We start from the raw sequence: 19,708 nt of genomic DNA, 5'->3' as shown, positions 1-19,708 counted from the left end.
GATCAGGAGCGCCACCCCGGTCAGGAGAAGGAGAACCCGCCACCGTAGTCACGGGTGCGGTCCCGGTACACCGTGTGGTAGTGGATCTTGTTCTCGATGACGACACCGTTCTGGCAGACGAACTCGATCCACACGCTGGGGCCGTCGATCCGCACGTAGTCGGCGTGCCGGTTCAGCCCGGTGGTCCCGGACCAGCCGATGTACGTCTGGTTCAGCTCGGCCTCGTACGCCTTCATCAGCTCCTCGGCGGCCGCTTCGTCGGCGGCCGCCACCCACGGCGTGATCGCCGCGAGCACGAGCTTCTTCTGCGCCGCCGTGAGCGAACCGGCCGCGAGCCCCTGCCGGACGTCCGGGAACTGCCCGTCCTTCTGCGGCCCGGCGAGCACGTCGATGAACGTCTGGCCGATCCTGGCCTTCTTCTGCTGGGCGGCGCTGAGGCTGCCGGTCATCGCGAGCATCGCCTTGCGCATGTCCTCGAGCGGCGCGTGCGTGGCCTTGGCGTCATCGGTCCAGCCGGTCGGTTCGACACCGGCGAAGTACGGCGACGCGGAGATCACCTGGCCGGCCCGGTAGGTCAGGTGCACGGCGAGGTGGTGCCCGCCGAAGTCGAGCTGCCAGGTGCCGGTGGTGCTGGGCTCGCCGAGGAACGCCAGGAAGTAGAGGTCGCTGCCGTACCCGCTCTCCGCACCGCCGGGCCCGCCGGAGCCGGCACCCGGGCCGCCCGACGCGGGGCCGGCCGAAGGGCCACCGGACGGGCTGCCGGACGGGCCGCCGGAGGGCGCGCCGGACGTGGCGGCCTGCGGGCCACCGGACACGCTGCCACCGGGCCCGACGTTGCCGCCGCTGCTGCTCTGCGTCTCCCCCAGCACGTCGTCGGCGAGCATCAGTTCCTCGACCCGCTCGTACCCGGTGGCGGGCTCCGAACCGAGCGCCGTCTTCAGCACGCTCTTCGCGGCGGCGAGCTGGTGGGCGTCGAGCTCACCGAGGCCGATGCCGGGCCGGCAGGTGGAGCCGCACGGCAGGTTCGACCACGAGGTCGCGTTCTGCTCGGTGAACTCGAGCTGCACCTCGGCGCGCTGGTCGTCGTCGAGGGTGGCGAGGAAGACCTCGGCCGCCTCGACAACACCGGCCACCGACCTCTCGTACGACTTCACGGTCGCCGCGGTGCTCGGGCTCGTGGTGCCGGGCTCGGGCTCGTCGCCACCGCAGCCGGTGACGGCGACGAGCATGACCGCGGCCGCGGCCAGGGCCGGCCACCGGCGGACGGGTCCTCGTCGACTCACAGATCGCTCCTTCGGGATACCGCCACGTTACCGGCGATCTGGGTGATTGGTCCCTGTTCATCGGGATTACCGCCGGGTACGAGGATCACCCGGACCGTACCGCGCTAGCCGACGACCTTCAGCGCCGCATCGCGAAGTTCCGGACTGCGCGCGAAGATCGACGCCCCGGGTCCGGGCCGCCCGTCCCCGTCGAACCGCGCGTAGCACCCGCCGGCCTCGGCCACGATCAGCGAGGTCGCCGCGAAGTCCCAGATCTGCCCGCTGGTCTGCGCGGCCAGGTCCAGGTCACCCCGGGCCACCATCAGCGGCGGGTGCAGCGGCCAGGGCCGCTCGTCGGCGGCGGCGATCAGCGGGGCGGCGGGCGCACGACCCCAATCCGGTACGACGCCGAGCGTCGCCGACTCGAGCGTCCGCGGGCCGGTCGCGGCCACCGAGATCCGCCGGTGGCCCACCGCCCGGCCGTCGTGGACGCGTCCCTCGTACGCCCCCGTCCCGAGCCCCGCCCACCAGAGGCGCGCCTGCGCCGGAACCACCGCGACCGCCGCCGTGATCGCGCCCTGTTCCTCGAGCGCCACCAGCACCAGCCACCGGTCGTCGCCCTCGACGAAGAGAGCCGTCCCGTCGATCGGGTCGATGATCCACCGGCGGCCGGCGTCCCCGCCGGTGGCGCCGTGCTCCTCGCCGAGCACCGCGTCCTGCGGCAGCTCCCGGGTCAGCACCGCGCGGATGGCGGTCTCGGTGGCCCGGTCCGCGACGGTCACCACCGAGCCGTCCGCCTTCAGCTCCCGGGGCAGGTCGGCGACGACCGCGAAGTGCCGCAGCGCCTCCTGGGCGCCGGCCAGGGCCGCCGCCTGTGCGATTTCGAGATCTCCAGTCACGTCACCATCCTGCCCGGTGGGCACCAAGGGCTTGTCGAGTGACGCGGGAACGTCGTGGCAAGATTCAAGTAACAACACGTACTCCGATAGGAATGCCGTGCCGGACCGGATCACCAGCGGCGTCGTCTTCACGACCCCACCGTCGCTGCCGCGCGGCCGGCACGTGCTCAGCCGCGACGAGGTGACCGCAGCCCAGCGGGAGCGGATGCTGATCGCCGCCACCGAACTGCTCGCCGGCACCGGGTACCGCGGGTTCGGCGTGCGCGAGATCTGCGCGCGGGCGGCGGTGTCCCGGGCCGCGTTCTACGCGTGCTTCGCCGACAAGGACGCCTGCGTCTACGCGGCCTACGACCGGTTCATCGCGGTCTTCCTGGACCGGCTCACCGAGAGCGGCACCGCCGGCACCGACTGGCCGGGGTGCGTGCGGGCGTTCGTCTCGTCGTACTTCGCCACCCTGCGCAGCGACCTGGTCGCGGCCCGCGCGTTCCAGGTGGAGATGGACACCCTGGGCCGCGCGGCCCGCGAACGCCGCCGCGCCGCGCTCACCGAACTGGCCGGCGTCGTGCGCGACCTGCGCGCCGAGCGATTCCCGGGTACGGCCGGACAGGTCCCGTTCAGTGCCTACCTCGGCGCCATCCACGCGCTGCGGCAGAGCGCCTCGGACGCGCTGGACGCCGAACCCGACCCCGACCTGTCGTCCCTGGTCGACGAACTGTCCACCTGGCTCTGCCGGATGGTGGAGCCGTGAAGGAGAACCCCATGAGTCAGGAGTGCGCCGCACCCGCGGCCGAGGAGGCCGAACTGGTGCGGCTGCGGCGGGACAGCCCGTCCAGCTTCGGGGCCATGTTCCTCGACCGCTGTGCCCGTACCCCCGACGCCCCGGCCTATCGCACACCCGGCGCCGACGGTGGCTGGGTCTCGCACACCTGGTCCTCGACCGCGGAAGCGGTCACCGAGATCGCCGCCGGCCTGCTCGCGCTCGGCCTGCGCCCGGAGGACCGGGTGGCGATCTGCTCGGGCACCCGGGTCGAGTGGATCGAGGCGGACTTCGGGGTGATGTGCGCGGGCGGGGCCACCACCACGGTCTACCCGAGCTCGTCGCCCCAGGAGGTGCGGCACATCCTCACCGACTCGGGCAGCCGCTTCGCGATCGTGGAGGATCCGGGGCACCTGGACAAGTTCCTGGCCGCCGGGTCCCCGGTGGAACGGGTGATCCTGGTCGACGGCAGCGACCCCCGCGCCCTCACGCTGGCCGGCCTGCGCGAACGCGGCCGGGACCGGCTGGCCGAGGAACCCGGCCTGGTCACCGCGGCGACCGCGGCGATCGGCCCGGACGACCTCGCCACGCTGATCTACACCTCGGGCACCACCGGGCTGCCCAAGGGCGTCCGGGTCGCCCACGACGCGTGGATCTACCAGGGTCTGGCGATCCAGGCGATGGGCATCGTCCGCCCCGACGACCTCGGCTACCTGTGGCTGCCGCTGTCCCACGCGTTCGGCAAGGCCCTGCTCTCCTGCCAGCTCTCGGTGGGCTTCGAGTTCGCCGTCGACGGCGACGTCAGCGCGATCGTGCGGCGGCTCACCGAGGTCCGCCCGACGATCATGCCGGCCGTCCCGCGGATCTTCGAGAAGGTGTACGCCGCCGTCACCACCACCGTGCGGCGCGAGGGCGGCGTCAAGGCCCGGCTCTACGACTGGGCGATCGGCGTGGCGAAACGCGGCGGCGTGCTGCGCCCGGTCGCCGACCGGCTCGTGCTGGCCCGGGTCCGCGACCGGTTCGGCGGCCGGATGCGGTTCTTCATCTCCGGCGCCTCCGCCCTGGCCCCGGAGATCGCCGAATGGTTCGACGCGATCGGCCTGCCGGTCGCCGAGGGGTACGGCCTCACCGAGTCCTGCGCCACCACGATCTTCAACCGGCCGGACCGCCCCGAGTACGGCACCGTCGGCCTTCCGCTGCCCGGCACCCGCGTGCGGCTCGGCGAGGACGGCGAGATCCTGCTCAAGGGCCCCGGCCTGATGCAGGGCTACCAGGGCATGCCGGCGGAGACGGCGGCCACCCTGGTCGACAGCTGGCTGCACACCGGCGACATCGGCGAGATCACGGCCCGCGGCTCGCTGCGGATCACCGACCGCAAGAAAGACCTGATCAAGACATCGAACGGGAAGTACGTGGCACCGCAGGCGATCGAGGCCCGCTTCAAGGCGATCTGCCCGCTCGCCGGTCAGATCGTGGTGCACGGCGAGAACCGCAAGTACGTCACCGCCCTGATCGACCTCGACCCCGACGCGGCCCGGACCTGGGCCGCCGAGCACGGGCTGGGCGACGCCGGCCACGCCGAGATCGCCCGGTCCGAGGCGCTGCGCGCCGAGGTCTCCCGCTGCGTCGACGCGCTCAACGCCACCCTCAACTCCTGGGAGTCGATCAAGAAGTTCGCGGTGCTGGAGGAGAACCTGGCTGTCGAAGGTGGAGACCTCACACCCTCCCTGAAGCTGCGCCGCCGGGCGATCGAGAACCGCTATCAGTCGCAATTGGACGATCTGTACACGTAAGTTGGCGGGTATGCATCGCAGTCGCCTCTTCGGCATCTTCATCGACACCCCGCAGGGCGAGGCCGGCGCCGCCGCCGCCTTCTGGTCGGCGGCGCTCGGCACCACCGCGACACCGGTCCCCGGCGAGGAGGAGTTCATCGCCCTGCGGGACGCGTTCCCGGGCCTCGCCGTCGACGTGCAGGCCGTCGACGACACACCCCGCTACCACGTCGACATCGAGACCGACGACGTCGCGGCCGAGGCGGCCCGGCTGACAGCGCTGGGCGCGGTGGTCGAGGTCGACAACGGCGGCCACCGGACGCTGCGGGCGCCCGGCGGCCACCTGTTCTGCGTGGTGCCGGTGCAGAGCGAGGGCGACCTCTTCGACCGTACGGCGCGCACCTGGCCCTGATCCCGGCCGCCCGCACCGCCGCCCTCGTCAGGCGTGCAGGTGGAACAGGTCGGCTGCCTTCGTGGCGCGCAGCAGCCACCGCAGGTGCGGCTGCGGCGCGTGCAAGTGGCACGTCGCGTGCCGGGCCTCGGCCACCCGGCGGGCCGCCACCAGCATCCGCAGGCCGGCGGCGTCGCAGAAGTCCACCCCGGCAAGGTCGATGTGGATGTGCCGGACCGGGGCACCGAGCCCGATCAGCTCGTGGACCTGGGTGAGGTCGTAGAGCTGGGTCTGCAACGCGGTGGCCGACATCGCGTCGAGGCTGCCCTGGAGCGTGATCAGCAACCGGTCGCCGTCGCGCTCCCCGGCAATCCGGGTCCCGGTCGGGCCGCTCGGGCCGGTCGGGCCGGGACCGTCGTAACGGCTCATCAGTGCTCCTCGGGCCGGGCTCGCACGATCGCCCACACCAGCTTGCCTCCGCGAGCCGGCAGGGCACCCCACGCCGACGCCGCGGCGCCGACGATCCGCAGACCAAGACCCCGGTCCACCAGGGACGGCCCGAGCAGCCCCGGCACCGGGTCCCGGATCTGGGGCAGGATCGGGTCGCCGTCGTAGACGGCCAGGTGCAGCGCGGCCGCCGCCCCCGAGCCGCGCTTCGAGACGATCACCTCGATGTCGGTGCCGGCGTGCTCGGCGGCGTTCACCACCAGTTCGGAGATGACCAGGCGGGCCCGCTGGCACAGCTGCGGCATGTCCCAGTTCCGGCAGGCGTCGTTGATCAGTGACCGGGCCAGGACGGCGGCGGCCGGGGCGGCCGGCAGGGCCAGGTGCATCCGGTCCGGCAGCGGGTGCCGGCCGGCGAGCGCATCGCGGGCCTGGGACACCGTCGCGTAGAGCACCAGCCAGTCCCGGGCGCCGAGACGCCGCAGCCGGCGCGCGAGCGGCGCACCGGCCGAGACGCAGACCGCCACGGCGACCGGCGGTTCCATCGCGGCGCCCTGCACGCACGCGGTCAGCCACAGGAGCGAACTGACCGCGTGCGGGTCGTCGAGCTGATGCAGATCGATGATCATCCCGGTGGGGTGCTCGGCGAGACACTTGTCCAGGACCGTGCGCGCCTGGGTGGACAGTGCCCGGTCCCACTCCCCCCAGACGGAGAACTCGATGACGGCGGTGTCGGCGTCGATCACCGCCAGCACCGAATCGGTCAAGGCGTCACCGGACCAACCGATCAGATGCGGTGAGCCCGCGGCCATGTGCCTTCTCCCGGCAAATGCAATCAGCTGTGTCAATACTGCCGCCGCAATTCTTGGTATACCGGCAAGACAGCGTCAACGGAGATTCACCATGCGCGACGACGAGCCCCGGCGATCGGACCGGACCGGCGGCCGGGTGCAACCCGGCGCGGACGGCGGCCGGCCGCACCGCAGTGCGCCCGGCCGCCTGACCGATCCGACCGTTGCACGGTCTTGATCTCGCTGTACCCGTCAGACCCCGGCCCACACCACGAGATCAAAGACCGCGCTGCAGCGCCAGCACCCCCCGGTTCACCGCGGTGATCGCCTTGCGGGCGGTCTCCTTGACGCTCGGCGAGGCGGCCTCGGCCTCCTTGATCTGGCCGAGCAGGTCGAGCACCTGCCGCGCCCAGCGCACGAAGTCACCCGCCGGCATCTCGGCGTCGTACTGATTGCCGCTGGCCAGCACCCGCGCCAGCGGTTCGCCGCGGGCCCACCGGAACATCGGCCAGACGAACCCGGCGTCGGGCTCGCGGGTGAGCGTGAGCCCGTGCTCGGCCTCGTCGGCGGCGATCTCGCCCCACAGCTTGGCGCAGGCGTCGACGGCCGCGGTGATCGGGCCCTTCGGCACGGACGTCCGGTCCTCGCCCTCGCGGCGCGACTCGTAGAGCACCATCGAGACCGCCGCGGCCAGCTCGTCGGGGGCGAGACCGTCCCAGACGCCCTGCCGCAGGCACTCGGCGACCAGCAGGTCGGCCTCGGACCAGATCCGGCCCAGCATCCGGCCGGCCCCGGTCACCTCGCCGTCGGCCGACAGGTAACCGCGGGCCGTCAGCACCGCGCAGACCTGGTCGAAGGTGCGTGCCAGGGAACCGGTGCGCCCGGCCACCTTGTCGCGCAGCGCCTCGGTGTCACGCTGCAACCGGTGCCGCCGCTCGGCCCAGCGGGCGTGCTCCTCCCGCTCCGGGCAGGCATGGCAGGGGTGCTGCCGCAACCGCACCTTGAGCAGGGCGACCTCGGCGTCCTCACCGGGGTTGGCGCGCCCGCGGCGGCGGCGGTCGGGGTGGCGGTCCAGCCCGGTCGCGCTCACCTGGGCGGCCAGGTCGCGGCGGGCCGCCGGCGAGCGGTGGTTGAAGTTGCGGGGCACCCGGACCCGGGTCAGCACCTCGACCGCGCCGCCGAAGTCGCCGGGGCTGACCCGGCCCGCCCACCGGTCCTGGGTGAGCACCATCGGCCGCGGCTCGCCGAACCCGGCGGTCGCCGGCTCCAGCACCACCGCGAGACCGGCCCGCCGGCCCTGCGGCACCCGGATCACGTCACCGACCCGCAGTTTCTCCAGCCCGGCCACGGCCGCCGAGCGGCGCTGCTGCACACCTTGGCGGGACAGCGACTTCTCCCGGTCGGCGATCGCGACCCGGATCCCGAAGTACTCCTCGAAGTCGCCGTGGTGGCAGGCCGCGTCCTCCGCGTAGGTCTGCATGGTGTCCACGTTGCGCTGCACCTGCCGGGCCAGGCCGACGACTGAGCGGTCCGCCTGGAACTGGGCGAACGACGACTCCAGCAGGGCCCGCGACTTGTCCGCGCCGACCGTGCCGACCAGGTTGACGGCCATGTTGTACGACGGGCGGAACGACGAGCGCAGCGGGTAGGTGCGGGTGGAGGCGAGACCTGCCACGTGCCGCGGGTCGACGTCGGGGCTCCACAGCACCACGGCGTGACCCTCCACGTCGATGCCGCGGCGGCCGGCCCGGCCGGTGAGCTGTGTGTACTCCCCCGGGGTCAGGTCGACGTGCGCCTCGCCGTTGAACTTGACGAGCCGCTCCAGCACCACGCACCGGGCCGGCATGTTGATGCCCAGCGCGAGCGTCTCGGTCGCGAAGACCGCCTTGACCAGGCCGCGCACGAAGCACTCCTCGACCGCCTCCTTGAAGGCGGGGAGCATGCCGGCGTGGTGGGCGGCGACCCCGCGCTCGAGGCCGTCGAGCCACTCCCAGTAGCCCAGCACCGACAGGTCCTCGGCGGGGATGTTCGCCACCTTGGCCTGGGCGATGGTCCGGATCTCGGCCCGCTCGTCGGCGTCGGTGAGCCGCAGCCCCGCGGCGAGGCACTGCTGCACCGCGGCGTCACAGGCGGCCCGGCTGAAGATGAACAGGATCGCCGGCAGCAGCCCGGACCGCTCCAGCCTGTCGATCACCTCCGCGCGCGGTGGCGGTTGCCAGCGCCGGGACCGGCCACCGCGACCGGACCACCCGGCGCCGGCCCGGTCGGTCAGCTCGAGGCGGCGCTCCATCTCCCGCGTGTAGCGCAGCAGCTCCGGGTGCACGTCGTGCTTGCGGGCCGCGTCGGCGTCGTGGAACAGGTCGAACATCCGCCGGCCGACGAGCATGTGCTGCCAGAGCGGCACCGGCCGGTGCTCACTGACGACCACCTCGGTCTCGCCGCGGACGGTGACCAGCCAGTCGGCGAACTCCTCGTAGTTGCTCACGGTGGCCGACAGCGAGACCAGGGTCACCGACGCCGGCAGGTGGATGATCACCTCCTCCCAGACCGCGCCCCGGAACCGGTCGGCGAGGTAGTGCACCTCGTCCATCACCACATAGGCCAGGTTGCGCAGCTGGTCGGAGCCGGAGTAGAGCATGTTGCGCAGCACCTCGGTGGTCATCACCACCACCGGGGCGTCCCCGTTTATCGCGTTGTCACCGGTGAGCAGTCCGACCTTGTCCGCACCGTACCGCTGCACCAGATCGTTGTACTTCTGATTGGAAAGAGCCTTGATCGGCGTGGTGTAGAAGCATTTCCGCTCGCCCGAGCGCAGCGCCAGATGCACCGCGAACTCGCCGACGACGGTCTTACCGGCACCGGTCGGCGCGCAGACCAGCACGCCGTTGCCGCGCTCCAGGACCTGACAGGCGTCGCGCTGGAAATCATCCAGGTCGAAGCCGACGTCGACCATGAAGTCCTCGAGCGCCGGGAACTCGGCGACCCGCGCCGCCCGCCTCTTCGCAGCCGCATACCGTTCGGCGGGACTAGTCATGACCACAAGGCTAGTTCCTACCTGTGACAAAACGCAGCACGGTGGTGGCCGTCGGCAGCGTCGCAGGGCATCGGTATCGTGCACACGTGCCGGAAGCCAACCACTCTTTACCTACCGCGCGCCCGGTCGAGGCCGTCCTGTTCGACTTCCACGGCACGCTCGCCCAGGTGGAGGATCCCCTGACCTGGGTGTCCGCGGCAGCCGCCGCCTGCGGGCACGAGCTGGAGCGCGGCAAGGCGACGATCCTGGCCGACCGGCTGCTCACCGCGGGCCGGGCCGGCGGGCCGCCGCCGCACCGGGTGCCGCCGCACCTGGCCGAGCACTGGGCCGATCGTGATCTCTACGAGCACAGCCACCGGGCTGCCTACACCGGCCTGGCGTCGACCGTGCACACCGACGTCGAGGGCCTCGCCGACGCGCTCTACGACCGGCTGCTCACCCCGGACGGCTGGCTGCCTTATCCGGACACCGAACCGACACTGCGCAAACTGCACGATGCCGGGGTACGCATCGCCGTGGTCAGCAACGTCGGTTTCGACATCCGCCCGCACTTCGCGTCCTGGGGGCTGGAGTCGCTCGTCGGGGCGTTCGCCCTGAGCTACGAGATCGGGCGCACCAAACCCGACCCGGCGATCTTCCTGCGCGCGTGCGGGATGCTCGGCGTTGATCCGGAACGGACACTGATGGTCGGTGACACCCCTGCCGACGCGGGCGCGGTCAAGGCCGGCTGCGCGGCGCTGGTGCTACCGGCGGCGGAGGCGGGCCACGCCAACGGGCTGAGCGCGACGCTGGCCCTGGCCGGCTGCGCCTGACCGGTCGGACCGGACCGCACGCTTTCAGGCGTAGGCGTCGAGGACCGTGCCCCGGCGGCCCTTGGCCTTCGCGGCCTCGGCGGCCGCCGCGGGCTCCGGCGAGGTGGCGGTCGCGGCCTCGGCCATCGCCTTGAGCGCCTGCTTCGCGCTGCCGAGCACCCCGCCACCGAACCCGGCCTTGCCGTCACCGGACGCCGCCTTGCCCGACCCGCCCTCACCCCGGGTCACGGTGCCCGACCCGCCGTCACCCCGCGCCACCGTGCCCGACCCGCCGTCACCGGGCGCCGTCCTGCCGGGCCCGCCGTTGCCGGGGGCAGCGACACCGGAGGCAGCGTTGCCGAACGGGGACGTCTTGGTGGCGATCGAGTTCGTCATGCCCGTCAGTTCGGCCGGTCCGGCGGAAACTGACCCCGGGATCACCGCAGCAACCGGACCGCACCCGGAACGCAAGCGACCTCGAGGGGTAGCGCGCCGAGTCGCTCGCCGTCCGCGTACCCGATGATCCCTTCGGCCTGGATCCGCACCCGCCGCGCCCGCAGCACGGTGACCCGGGCATCGCTCACGTGCGTGCCGTGGCGCAGCCGCGGCTTGAGCCGGGTGAGGTGCGCCCGCCCCAGCGGCGCCGCGAAGATCACGTCGAGGAGGCCGTCGGTGGGGTCGGCGCCGGGCAGTATCCGCATCCCTCCGCCGTAGCTCGGGCAGTTGCCCACCGCGACGATCTCGGCAGCGAACCGATGTTCGACGCCGTCGGCGTGCAGCACGTACTCCCGCGCCCGCAGCCGGGCCAACTCCAGCAGGATCGCCAGGTCGTAGCGGCGGGGGCCGCGCGGCAGCCGCATCCGGTTGGCGCGCTCGTTGACCAGGGCGTCGAACCCGGCGGCCAGGACGGCGCAGAACCAGCGTGATCCACCCTGATCATTCTCAGTCCGGGCCAGATCGACGCGGTGGGCGCGCCCGTCGCGCAGCGCCAGCCCGATCGCCTCCGCGGCCCGCAACGGCGCCAGGGGTACGCCCACCGCGCTCGCGAAGTCGTTCCCGGTGCCCGCCGGCACCACGCCGAACCCGGTCGCGGTACCGGCGACCGCCTGCAACGCCCGGTGCACCGTGCCGTCCCCGCCGACCGCGACCACCGCCGCCGCACCCTCGCCGACCGCGTCATGGCAAGCCGTCTCCGCCTGCGCACCGTCGGCCGCGGTGAGCAGCCGCACCGGCCGCCCGGCGACGCCGAGGGCCTGCACCACCCCCGGCAGCAGACCGCGGTACCGGCCGCGCCCCGCCGAGGGGTTGGCCAGCACCGCGATGAAGTCGCTCGTCACAGCCGAGGACCGTATACCCCGGCGCCCCACCCCGGCGCAGGGCACCCGGCCTCCCGCCCCGCCCCGGCCCCGGGGTGTCTCTATGGCTATGTCGAGCAGGGAGTGCATGCGCCTATGCCGGTTTGTGCTGGTAGCAAGGTTCGCGCGCGGAGGATGTGGCGCGCAGGATGTCGACGCGGCGGCGGGCAAGGCAGACGAGTGCGGCCGGGTGTTGCTTGCCCCCACCTCTGTTGCGGTCGCCGAACGAGCGGTCGCGGTCGGCTGCTCGGCGTCCGCGCGGCGAAGTTGATCTGCTAGCGCTACGAAATCGCTGTGATCATGGGGTCGAAACCGCGATTTCGCGTCGCTAGCAGATCAACATCTCGCCATGGGGCCGTCCGGCGCCACCGGGACCCGAGAGCGGCGTGGTGTTTCGTCCCCGGGTCCGTTGCGGCAGGCATCTCCTTCGCGTGGCCGCCGATTCCGTCGCGATGCTTCAGCAGGTCACGCAGGCTGTCCGTCAGCTTCGGCAAGATGGCCTCCGCCACGGCAAGATGGCCTCCGCCACGGCGAGATGGCCCCGGCCGCAGCAGGATGGCGTCGGCCGCGGTGGCGCCGGGAACGGCCACGGTCAGGGTTGACGGATCTGCTCGGCGAGGCGGGCGCCCATGCGTCGGGTCGCCGGCAGTCGCGTTCGCGCGGAGACCTGACGAAGGTGCCCGAAGGTGGCCGGATGCTGGCGTCCCGGGCACCCCACCGACAGCCGGTGGGGTGGCGGAACTCAGGTCATGTCGTCGTAGCGGCGCTCCAGCGGCGCCGGCCTCTCCACCGGGGCCGGGGCGTCGACGGCGACCGGCGCCTCGATCGGGTCGGAGGCACCGACCGGCACCCGCTCCTCGGCGAGCGGCGAGATCGCGTCGTCGTCGAGGCCCGCGTAGATCTCCTTGCCGCGGCCCTTGCGCTTGTCGTTGAGGAACGCGACGCCGACCGCGATGAAGTACAGCAGCGACATGCACGCCGCGAGCAGGGTCATGCCGAACGGGCCCGGGTCGGGGGTGGCGATCGCGGCGAACGCGAACGACAGGAACACCACGGCCCGCCACCAGCTCAGCAACCGCCGGGCGGAGACCACGCCGGTGAAGTTGAGCATCAGCAGTACGAGCGGGAACTCGAACGCCACCCCGAACAGCATGATCATCGTGGTGACGAACCCGATGTAGGCCGTGACCTCGAGCTGCTGGGAGTCCTGCAGGACGCCTGCCTCCATGATGAAGTGCAGGCTGTGCTCGACCACGAAGTAGGCCAGCACGGCGCCACCGGCGAAGAGTGGCGCGGCGATCGCGACGAAGACGTAGGCCCACTTGCGCTCGTGCCGGTGCAGACCGGGGGCGATGAACGCCCAGAGCTGGTAGAGCCAGACCGGCGCGCCCACGATCAGGCCGACCCAGAGCGCGATCTTCAGCTTGAGGATCAGGCCGTCGGTGGCACCGAGCGTCAGATAACGACACTCGCGGACACCGTCGGCGTTCAGCACCCAGGAGCTGTCGAGCTTGCAGTACGGCCCGCTGAGCAGCTCGAACACCGAGTTCGCCAGGATGAACCCGACGATCAGGCCGACGACGATGCCGAGCGAGGCCCAGAACAGCCGGTTCCGCAGCTCCCGGACATGCTCGATGAGGGTCATCGAGCCGTCGGCCGCCTGCTGGAACTTGGTCGGCTTCTTGGGCTTCCGGCGCAGGCTCAGGCTCAGTGCCATCGGCTCAGGTCAGCGGTCGTTGGTGCGCTGCACCGGGTCGACATAGGGCTGGGCGGGCGGCTGCTGGTAACCGGCCGGCGGCGGGGTCTGCTGGTAACCCTGCGGCTGCTGCTGGTAACCCGGCGGCGGCGCCTGCTGGTAACCCGGCTGCGGCTGGTAGGGCTGCTGGACCTCGCCCTGCAGCGGGGTGCGGCTGTGCTGCGGCTCCGCCTTCTCCCCGACGTTGTTGTCGTCATCGACGAGGCCCTTGGTCTCGGCCTTGATGATCCGCAGGGAACGCCCGAGCGAACGCGCGGCGTCCGGCAGCCGCTTCGCACCGAACAGCAGCACGAGCACGACGACGAGAACGATGATGTGCCATGGCTTGAGGGCGCCCATGGAATGACTCCAGTCGGTCGGATCAGGTTGCGGGGTCCATCGTACGTGTGGATTCCGCAGATGTTGCTTGCCGGATGGTCCGGGATTCCCAAGATCTTGCTAAGTCTCGGACAACGGGGTGGTAACACCCCGGGGTCAGCGCCCCAGGTTCGCCTTGATCTGGGTGACCGCGTCCTGTGCCAGCTCCGCGCGCTGCTGCAGGGTGAGCACGGTGCGCTCCAACAGCTCGCCGGCGGCCTGGAGCTTCATCGCCTCCTCCTGCCGGCGTTGCAGCCGGACCGCGGCGCGGCGAAGGTCCGGCAACCGGCCCAGAAGGCGCGCGGCAGCCGAAACCAGGACGATCAGCGCGATCGCCACGACGGCGATCCAGACCCACATCAGCACGCCGTCACCCTACCGGCCGGCCGGCGTGCCGGGTTCGAGCGTGTGCGGCGCGGCGTACTGGTCGAGGGCGGTGGCGGCCTGCGCGCGGATCCGGTCGAGCAGCTCCGGCGGGCCGAGCACGGTGACGTCGCGGCTCAGCCCGGCCAGGAAGCGCTGCGCCCAGCCCAGATCGGTGACCCGCATCGTGACCAGCCACTCGGCGGCGTCGCGCTGCACCTCCTCGACCGGGTAGTACTCGGTGATCCACCGGCCACCGCGGCCCACCCGCAACGTCACGAGCGGCAGCTCCGGGCCGGGCCGGAAGACGCCCTCGCTGACGTCGTGCGGCACCGCGTCGACCGGTGGCGCGGACGGCTCGGGCAGCTCGGCGAACGCGTCGATCCGGTCGACCCGGAACATCCGGGTGCCCTCGGCCCGCCGGCACCAGGCCTCCAGGTAGGCGAAGCCGCTGACCATCAGCATCCGCATCGGGTCGACGACCCGCTCGGTGGTCTCGTCGCGCGCGGCCGTGTAGTAGGTGATGCGCAGCGCGTGACCGGAGTCGACGGCGGACCGGATCGCCTCCAGCTTCTTCTGGTTCGCCGGCAGCCGGACGGTGACCGGGGCGTCCGCCAGGTCACCGGCCGCGCTCTCGATCTTGGCGAGGGCCCGCTCGATCGCGTCCCGGGTGCCGATGCCGGGCGTCTCCGCGAGCATCCGCAGCGCCACCACCAGCGCCAGCGCCTCGTCCTGGTTGAGGCGCAGCGGCTTGTCGATGCCGGCGTCGTGGCTGATCGTCACCCGGTCGCCGTCGAACGCCATGTCGATCAGATCACCCGGGCCGTAACCGGGCAGCCCGCACACCCAGAGCAGCTCCAAGTCCTCGCGCAGCTGCTTCTCGGTGACACCCAGGTCACCGGCCGCCTCGGCGATCAGGATCCCGGGCCGGGCCAGCAGGTACGGCACCAGGTTCAGCAACCGGCCCAGCCGGTCGGCGGACGTCCGCGGGCCGGTCACAACGCCACCTGCTCGTGCCGGGCGGCCAGCTCCTTCAGATTCTGGATCACCGCGTCGCGCAGCTCCGGCGGCCCCTCGGCCTTCACGTCGGGCCCGTACCCGGCGATCCGGGCGGCCAGCCACTCGGCATCCCCGTACGGAATGGTCAGCCGATCGCCCTCGGGGAGGGTGACCGACGCGCTCGCCATCCGCCGCAGCCCGGCCGCGCGGCCCGGCCGCACCGTGACGATGCCCCGCCCGTTGCGCGCGATCGGGCCGGTCGAGCGCGCCACGTGACTGATCAGATCGGTGTTCTCGGGGCGGACGAACGCCTCGGGGCGGCCGGTCGCCTTCACGTCGCCGACGATCCGGGACAGCCGGAAGCAGCGGGTGGCGTCGCGGTCCCGGTCGTGGCCCACCACGTACCACCGGCCGCGCCAGCAGACCACACCCCACGGTTCGAGACGGCGCGTGCTCGGCTCGTCCAGCTCGGGCACCCGGTACTTGAAGGTCACCGCGCGGCGCTGCCGGGCGGCGGCGGTCAGCGGGCCGAACGCCGGGTCGACCGTCACCACCGGCTCCACGCCCAGGGTGGCCTGCGGGTCCACCTCGACACCCGCGGCGCGGAGCTTGGCCAGCCCGGACGACGCGGCGGCGGCCAGGCCGGCATGCTGCCACAGCCGGGCCGCGATGCCCACGGCGGCGGCCTCGTCGGGTTGCAGCAGGATGTCGGGGAGCGCGTACTCCCGCTGGGCGATGCGGTAACCGGGCTCCTGGTCGAAGATGCTTGCCGTGCCCGTCTCCAGCGGCACGCCCAGCTCGCGCAGCTCCGCCTTGTCCCGCTCGAACTTGCGCTGGAACGCCTCGTGGTCCCGCGGATCGGAGGGGTCGTGCTCGTAACCGGGCACGGTCGCGGCGATCTGCGCGGCGGTCAGGAACCGGCGCGTCGACAGGAGGCAGATGACCAGATTAACCAGGCGCTCGGTGCGAGTGCGCGACACGAGACGCAACGCTAGCAGCCTCGTCACACGGACGGTTATTCGCGCGGCCACCGGGGAAGGTGCCTGCCGTGACAGAACCGAAAGAGTCCGAGAGCGTCGGCACGGTCGTCCTGGCCGGCGCCGCGAACCTGGCGATCGCGGTCGCGAAAGTGGTGGCCGGCGTCGTCTCCGGATCCGCCGCGATGCTCTCCGAGGCGGCGCACTCGTTCGCCGACACCGTGACCGAGGTGTTCCTCTTCGTGGCGCTGCGCCGCGGCACCAAGGCGGCCGACGAAGAACACCCGTTCGGGTACGGCAAGGAGAGCTGGGTGTGGGCGTTCATCGCCGCCCTGTTCACCTTCGTCGCCGGCGCCGGCTTCTCGATCTACCACGGCATCGAGACGATCGTGGAGGGCGAGGAGAGCGGGCCCTACCTGGCGGCCTACATCGTGCTGGCCGTCTCGTTCGTGGCCGAGGGCGTGTCCTTCCTGAAGGCCCGCCGCCAGGTCCGCAACGAGTCGCGCCGCTGGCGGACCACGCCGCGCCGGTTCCTGCGGCTCACCTCGGACACCACCGTCAAGGCGGTCTTCTTCGAGGACGCGGCCGCCCTGATCGGCCTGGTGCTGGCCGCCGCCGGTCTCGGTCTGGCCGAGGTCACCGGCTCGCCGCTGTGGGACGGTGTCGCCTCGATCCTGATCGGCCTGCTGCTGTTCGCCGTCGCGGTGGTGCTCGCCGCCAGCAACGTGTCCCTGCTGGTGGGTCGCGCGGTGCCGCGCCGGCTGCACAACGAGATCGCGAACGACATCGCCGCGATCCCGGTCGTCACCGGCGTGCCCACCCTGTTCACCATGCAGATCGGCCCCGGCGACATCCTGGTCGCCGCCAAGGTCGACTTCGCCGACGAGGTGACCGGCGCCCAGATCGAGGCGGCCTCCGACGACGCCGAGAACCGGCTGCGCGCCCGGTACCCGGAGATCCGCTACGTCTTCCTCGACCCCACCCGCGGCGCCGCCGGCCGCACCCACCTCGACGGCGGGGTCGGCGGGTGAACCCGCCGCACCGGGGCGCCGCGACCGGCTTGTAAGGTCGCGGCCATGGTGCGATGGCGGTCCGGCACGGTGCTCGCGGTGCGGCGTTCCTGGCGCGGCGCCGCCGAACTGGACGTCGAGACGGGCGACGGCCCGCTGCGCGCGCTGGCCTACCCGCACCTGGTCGGCACCCCCGAACCCGGCGACCGGGTGCTGCTCAACGTGGGCGCGCTGGTGATGGGCCTCGGCACCGGGGGGTACGCCCTGGTCGTCGCCCTGCCCGACCGGCTGCCCCCCGACCCGCCCGCCGACGGCAGCACCCGCGACAGCGGCCACCTCGTCAAGGCCCGCTACACCCCGCTGCAACCGATCCTGCTCGGCGTCGACGAGGAGGCGTCACCGCACCGCGAGGTCATGGCCGAGGCCACCTCGATCGACGGCATGCCGGTGGTCACCGCCGACCTGCACTCGGCGCTGCCGGCGATCCTGGCCGGCATCACCGCCGACCGCCCCGGCACCCGGGTGGCCTACGTGATGACCGACGGCGGCGCGCTGCCGGCCTGGTTCTCCCGCACCCTCGACGGCCTGCGCGGCCACCTCACCGGCACGGTCACCACCGGCCAGTCCTTCGGCGGCGACCTCGAGGCGAGCACCGTGCACACCGGGCTGCTCGCCGCCCGGCACGTGCTCGGCGCCGACATCGCGATCGTCGCGCAGGGACCCGGCAACCTCGGCACCGGCACCACCTGGGGATTCTCCGGGGTCGCGCTCGGCGAGGCGGTCAACGCGGTCGCGGTGCTCGGCGGCCGCCCGGTGGGCTCGCTGCGGATCTCCGACGGCGACGGCCGGGACCGGCACCGGGGCGTGTCGCATCACAGCCTCACCGCGTACGGGAAAGTCGCTCTCGCCCGCGCCGACCTGCCGGTGCCGGACGGCCTGGAACCGTCCCTGGCCGCCCGGGTCGACGCCGCGCTCGCCCCCCTTACCGGTCGTCACCACCTGGTCCGCGTCCCCTGCGCCGGGCTCGACGAGGCGTTGCGGGCGTGCCCGGTGCCGCTGTCCACGATGGGCCGCAAGCTGGACCAGGACCACGGCTATTTCCTGGCGGCCGCGGCGGCCGGCCGGCACGCGGCCGGGCTGCTCCCATAACCGTCCGGCATCCGGCGACGCGCCCGGTCAGCCCGCGGCCGTCAGCTCCCCGGACTGGGTGATCCGGTTGCGGCCGCCCGCCTTCGCCGCGTAGAGCGCCGCGTCCGCCCGCGCCAGCAGCTCGTCCGAGGTCTCCGTCCGATCCCAGACCGCGACGCCCGCCGAGAACGTCTGCCCCAGCGGCGTCACCGCCAGGGCCCGGGCCAGCACCTGCCGGGCCTCGGCTGGACCGGCGCCGGGCAGCAGCACCACGAACTCCTCGCCACCGTGCCGGGCGATCAGGTCGACGTCGCGCAGCGCCGAGTGCCAGGCCGCGGCGGCCGCCTTGAGCAGCCGGTCCCCCGCCGGGTGCCCGTGCGTGTCGTTGAACGTCTTGAACCGGTCCAGGTCGAGGATCGCCACGGTCACCGGGCTCCGGTCGCGGCGGGCCCGTTCCAGCGCCCGGGGCAGTTCGTCGTTCCAGGCGCGCCGGTTCGGCAGGCCGGTCAGTTCGTCCGAGCGGGCCAGGTCCCGCACCTGTGCGGCCTGGCACTCCAGCTCCCGGACGAGCAGCGCCATCCGGGCCACGACCAGGAGGAACAGCGTGGCCGAACCGAACACGAACGCCCAGCCGCTGACCACCCTGCCGTGGTGCACCTGCACACCGAGCAGCACCGGCGCGATGAGCGACGCGACGGTGAGCAGCGTCAGCAGGCCACGGCCGAGCCGGGCCGGCGGGCGGTCCGCGGCGGTCGCCACGTGCCGGGCGTCGGCGTGCAGCGCGGCCACTCCGAAGAGCAGGAACCCGATCAGGAACACCGACTCCAGCGGCCGGCGGAACCAGCGGGCGTTCTCCAGCAGGATCCCGGTGTCGCCCAGGTTGCCGAGCACCACCCACGTACTGTCACCGATCAGGAACGCGGCGAGCGCCCCCGTGATCCACCAGAAGGAGGCGCCCCGGCTGCCACCGCTGCGCAGCAGCCGGGCCATCATGCCGAGCAGCAGAAGATCACCGATCGGGTACGCGACCTGCGTCGCGTGCGCCCACCGGTTCATCCGGTCGCCCAGCGCCGCCGGCTCGATGACGTACACCCAGGCCAGCAGCCCGAAACCGGTGGTGATCGTGGCGGCGTCGACGAGCGCGGTCCAGTCCCGCCGCCGGTCCCGGCGCCACACCAGCACACCCAGGCCGAGCGCGCAGGCCGGGTAGAGGGCGAGGAAGAACGGGTCCGCCGGTGTCGGCAGGTCGAGGAACCCGAAGTACCGTTCCCCGACGACCGCGACCCCGATGCCGGTGGTGTTCAGGAAGACCCCGGCCGCGAAGCACCACCACGGCAGGCGGTCGTCGCGGGACAGCCGGTGCGCCCCGATCAGGATCGCGGCGGTGCCGGCGTAACCGGCCGCCACCTGCCAGGCCGTGCGGGCCCAGACGTTCTCGGGCAGCAGCTGGTACCCGGCGACCGCCAGCACGGCGACCACCGCGAAGACCCGCCCCGCTCCACGCTCACTCGACACCGTCTCAGACAACGGCATCCGGGGTGGGCCGCCGGTGCCGGTGCGGTGGCGAACGGGTTGCGCGGCCTCAGAACCAGGCGATCCGGTCCCGGGACGTGACTATCAGC

At 72.7% G+C, this 19,708-nt stretch carries 19 protein-coding genes; 6 read left to right on the top strand and 13 right to left on the bottom strand.

Features of this window, described 5'->3' with window-relative positions:
* Positions 1 to 20 precede the first annotated feature (20 nt).
* Entirely contained in the window at positions 21 to 1,283 is a 1,263-nt protein-coding gene (locus LPA41_RS38700; RefSeq protein ID WP_229076465.1) for a DUF3500 domain-containing protein, read from the bottom strand.
* Between the two features lie 104 nt (positions 1,284 to 1,387).
* On the bottom strand, positions 1,388 to 2,161 hold the full coding sequence (locus LPA41_RS38695) for an inositol monophosphatase family protein (RefSeq protein ID WP_229076464.1): 774 nt from the start codon (positions 2,159 to 2,161) through the stop codon (positions 1,388 to 1,390).
* Positions 2,162 to 2,258: 97 nt separating this feature from the next.
* On the opposite strand from LPA41_RS38695, the gene LPA41_RS38690 reads away from it, so the two are divergent.
* Genes LPA41_RS38690 through LPA41_RS38680 form a run of 3 tightly spaced genes read left to right on the top strand, consistent with a single transcriptional unit; the run spans position 2,259 to position 5,102 of the window.
* Entirely contained in the window at positions 2,259 to 2,909 is a 651-nt protein-coding gene (locus tag LPA41_RS38690) for a TetR/AcrR family transcriptional regulator (RefSeq protein ID WP_229076463.1), read from the top strand.
* A gap of 11 nt (positions 2,910 to 2,920) precedes the next feature.
* Positions 2,921 to 4,711: a long-chain fatty acid--CoA ligase gene (locus LPA41_RS38685; protein ID WP_229076462.1), complete on the top strand. Its 1,791-nt coding sequence runs from the start codon at positions 2,921 to 2,923 to the stop codon at positions 4,709 to 4,711.
* 10 nt (positions 4,712 to 4,721) lie between these two features.
* Positions 4,722 to 5,102 carry a VOC family protein gene (locus tag LPA41_RS38680; RefSeq protein ID WP_229076461.1) on the top strand — a complete coding sequence of 127 codons (381 nt, stop codon included), beginning with the start codon at positions 4,722 to 4,724 and terminating at the stop codon, positions 5,100 to 5,102.
* Positions 5,103 to 5,129: 27 nt separating this feature from the next.
* Here the strand turns inward: LPA41_RS38680 and LPA41_RS38675 are convergent, their stop codons facing one another.
* From LPA41_RS38675 to LPA41_RS38665, 3 genes are all read right to left on the bottom strand, one after another.
* Positions 5,130 to 5,510 carry an STAS domain-containing protein gene (locus LPA41_RS38675; RefSeq protein WP_229076460.1) on the bottom strand — a complete coding sequence of 127 codons (381 nt, stop codon included), beginning with the start codon at positions 5,508 to 5,510 and terminating at the stop codon, positions 5,130 to 5,132.
* Positions 5,510 to 6,292, bottom strand: a complete 783-nt coding sequence (locus LPA41_RS38670; RefSeq protein WP_229076459.1) for an ATP-binding protein — start codon at positions 6,290 to 6,292, stop codon at positions 5,510 to 5,512. Before LPA41_RS38670 ends, LPA41_RS38675 begins: the two co-directional genes overlap by 1 nt.
* 301 nt (positions 6,293 to 6,593) lie before the next feature.
* Positions 6,594 to 9,350 (bottom strand): RNA helicase, encoded by a 2,757-nt coding sequence (locus LPA41_RS38665; RefSeq protein WP_229076458.1) that lies wholly within the window; start codon positions 9,348 to 9,350, stop codon positions 6,594 to 6,596.
* 86 nt (positions 9,351 to 9,436) lie between these two features.
* Between LPA41_RS38665 and LPA41_RS38660 the strand changes: the two genes are divergently transcribed.
* Complete coding sequence (locus LPA41_RS38660; protein ID WP_229076457.1) at positions 9,437 to 10,162, top strand: HAD family hydrolase; 726 nt, start codon at positions 9,437 to 9,439, stop codon at positions 10,160 to 10,162.
* Between the two features lie 24 nt (positions 10,163 to 10,186).
* Here the strand turns inward: LPA41_RS38660 and LPA41_RS38655 are convergent, their stop codons facing one another.
* The 7 genes from LPA41_RS38655 to LPA41_RS38625 all read right to left on the bottom strand — a co-directional run bounded on the left by LPA41_RS38655 (position 10,187) and on the right by LPA41_RS38625 (position 15,951).
* Positions 10,187 to 10,537: a hypothetical protein gene (locus tag LPA41_RS38655; RefSeq protein WP_229076456.1), complete on the bottom strand. Its 351-nt coding sequence runs from the start codon at positions 10,535 to 10,537 to the stop codon at positions 10,187 to 10,189.
* A gap of 41 nt (positions 10,538 to 10,578) precedes the next feature.
* Positions 10,579 to 11,478, bottom strand: a complete 900-nt coding sequence (locus tag LPA41_RS38650; RefSeq protein ID WP_229076455.1) for a diacylglycerol kinase family protein — start codon at positions 11,476 to 11,478, stop codon at positions 10,579 to 10,581.
* Between the two features lie 760 nt (positions 11,479 to 12,238).
* Complete coding sequence (gene tatC, locus LPA41_RS38645) at positions 12,239 to 13,201, bottom strand: twin-arginine translocase subunit TatC (RefSeq protein WP_374238272.1); 963 nt, start codon at positions 13,199 to 13,201, stop codon at positions 12,239 to 12,241.
* Positions 13,202 to 13,222: 21 nt separating this feature from the next.
* Entirely contained in the window at positions 13,223 to 13,591 is a 369-nt protein-coding gene (gene tatA, locus LPA41_RS38640) for a Sec-independent protein translocase subunit TatA (RefSeq protein WP_229076454.1), read from the bottom strand.
* A 135-nt stretch (positions 13,592 to 13,726) separates the two neighbouring features.
* The gene (locus LPA41_RS38635; protein ID WP_229076471.1) at positions 13,727 to 13,969 is read right to left on the bottom strand and encodes a hypothetical protein; all 243 of its coding nucleotides are present in this window, start codon (positions 13,967 to 13,969) and stop codon (positions 13,727 to 13,729) included.
* Positions 13,970 to 13,984: 15 nt separating this feature from the next.
* The gene (locus LPA41_RS38630) at positions 13,985 to 14,971 is read right to left on the bottom strand and encodes a YafY family protein (RefSeq protein WP_229076453.1); all 987 of its coding nucleotides are present in this window, start codon (positions 14,969 to 14,971) and stop codon (positions 13,985 to 13,987) included.
* Entirely contained in the window at positions 14,968 to 15,951 is a 984-nt protein-coding gene (locus LPA41_RS38625; RefSeq protein ID WP_229076452.1) for a YafY family protein, read from the bottom strand. The genes LPA41_RS38630 and LPA41_RS38625 overlap by 4 nt, the downstream gene beginning before the upstream one ends.
* A 68-nt stretch (positions 15,952 to 16,019) precedes the next feature.
* Here LPA41_RS38625 and LPA41_RS38620 point away from each other — a divergent pair, with 68 nt between their 5' ends.
* Positions 16,020 to 16,979 (top strand): cation diffusion facilitator family transporter, encoded by a 960-nt coding sequence (locus LPA41_RS38620; RefSeq protein WP_229076451.1) that lies wholly within the window; start codon positions 16,020 to 16,022, stop codon positions 16,977 to 16,979.
* Between the two features lie 45 nt (positions 16,980 to 17,024).
* Complete coding sequence (locus LPA41_RS38615) at positions 17,025 to 18,107, top strand: DUF3866 family protein (RefSeq protein WP_229076450.1); 1,083 nt, start codon at positions 17,025 to 17,027, stop codon at positions 18,105 to 18,107.
* 27 nt (positions 18,108 to 18,134) lie between these two features.
* On the opposite strand, the gene LPA41_RS38610 is transcribed toward LPA41_RS38615, so the two are convergent.
* Positions 18,135 to 19,601 carry a GGDEF domain-containing protein gene (locus LPA41_RS38610; RefSeq protein ID WP_229076449.1) on the bottom strand — a complete coding sequence of 489 codons (1,467 nt, stop codon included), beginning with the start codon at positions 19,599 to 19,601 and terminating at the stop codon, positions 18,135 to 18,137.
* Between the last annotated feature and the right edge of the window lie 107 nt (positions 19,602 to 19,708).

Source organism: Actinoplanes sp. DH11 (genome assembly GCF_020873875.1).
Taxonomy (GTDB): domain Bacteria; phylum Actinomycetota; class Actinomycetes; order Mycobacteriales; family Micromonosporaceae; genus Actinoplanes.
The sequence above is the reverse complement of the archived record's forward strand: the minus strand, read 5'-3'. Positions and strand labels throughout refer to the sequence as shown.

Bases quoted from the DNA above. Each gene is read 5' to 3' on its own strand.
- LPA41_RS38655 (WP_229076456.1), bottom strand. From the start codon at position 10,537: ATGACGAACTCGATCGCCACCAAGACGTCCCCGTTCGGCAACGCTGCC.
- LPA41_RS38635 (WP_229076471.1), bottom strand. From the start codon at position 13,969: ATGTGGGTCTGGATCGCCGTCGTGGCGATCGCGCTGATCGTCCTGGTT.
- LPA41_RS38685 (WP_229076462.1), top strand. From the start codon at position 2,921: ATGAGTCAGGAGTGCGCCGCACCCGCGGCCGAGGAGGCCGAACTGGTG.
- LPA41_RS38680 (WP_229076461.1), top strand. From the start codon at position 4,722: ATGCATCGCAGTCGCCTCTTCGGCATCTTCATCGACACCCCGCAGGGC.
- LPA41_RS38675 (WP_229076460.1), bottom strand. From the start codon at position 5,510: ATGAGCCGTTACGACGGTCCCGGCCCGACCGGCCCGAGCGGCCCGACC.
- LPA41_RS38615 (WP_229076450.1), top strand. From the start codon at position 17,025: ATGGTGCGATGGCGGTCCGGCACGGTGCTCGCGGTGCGGCGTTCCTGG.
- tatA (WP_229076454.1), bottom strand. From the start codon at position 13,591: ATGGGCGCCCTCAAGCCATGGCACATCATCGTTCTCGTCGTCGTGCTC.
- LPA41_RS38665 (WP_229076458.1), bottom strand. From the start codon at position 9,350: ATGACTAGTCCCGCCGAACGGTATGCGGCTGCGAAGAGGCGGGCGGCG.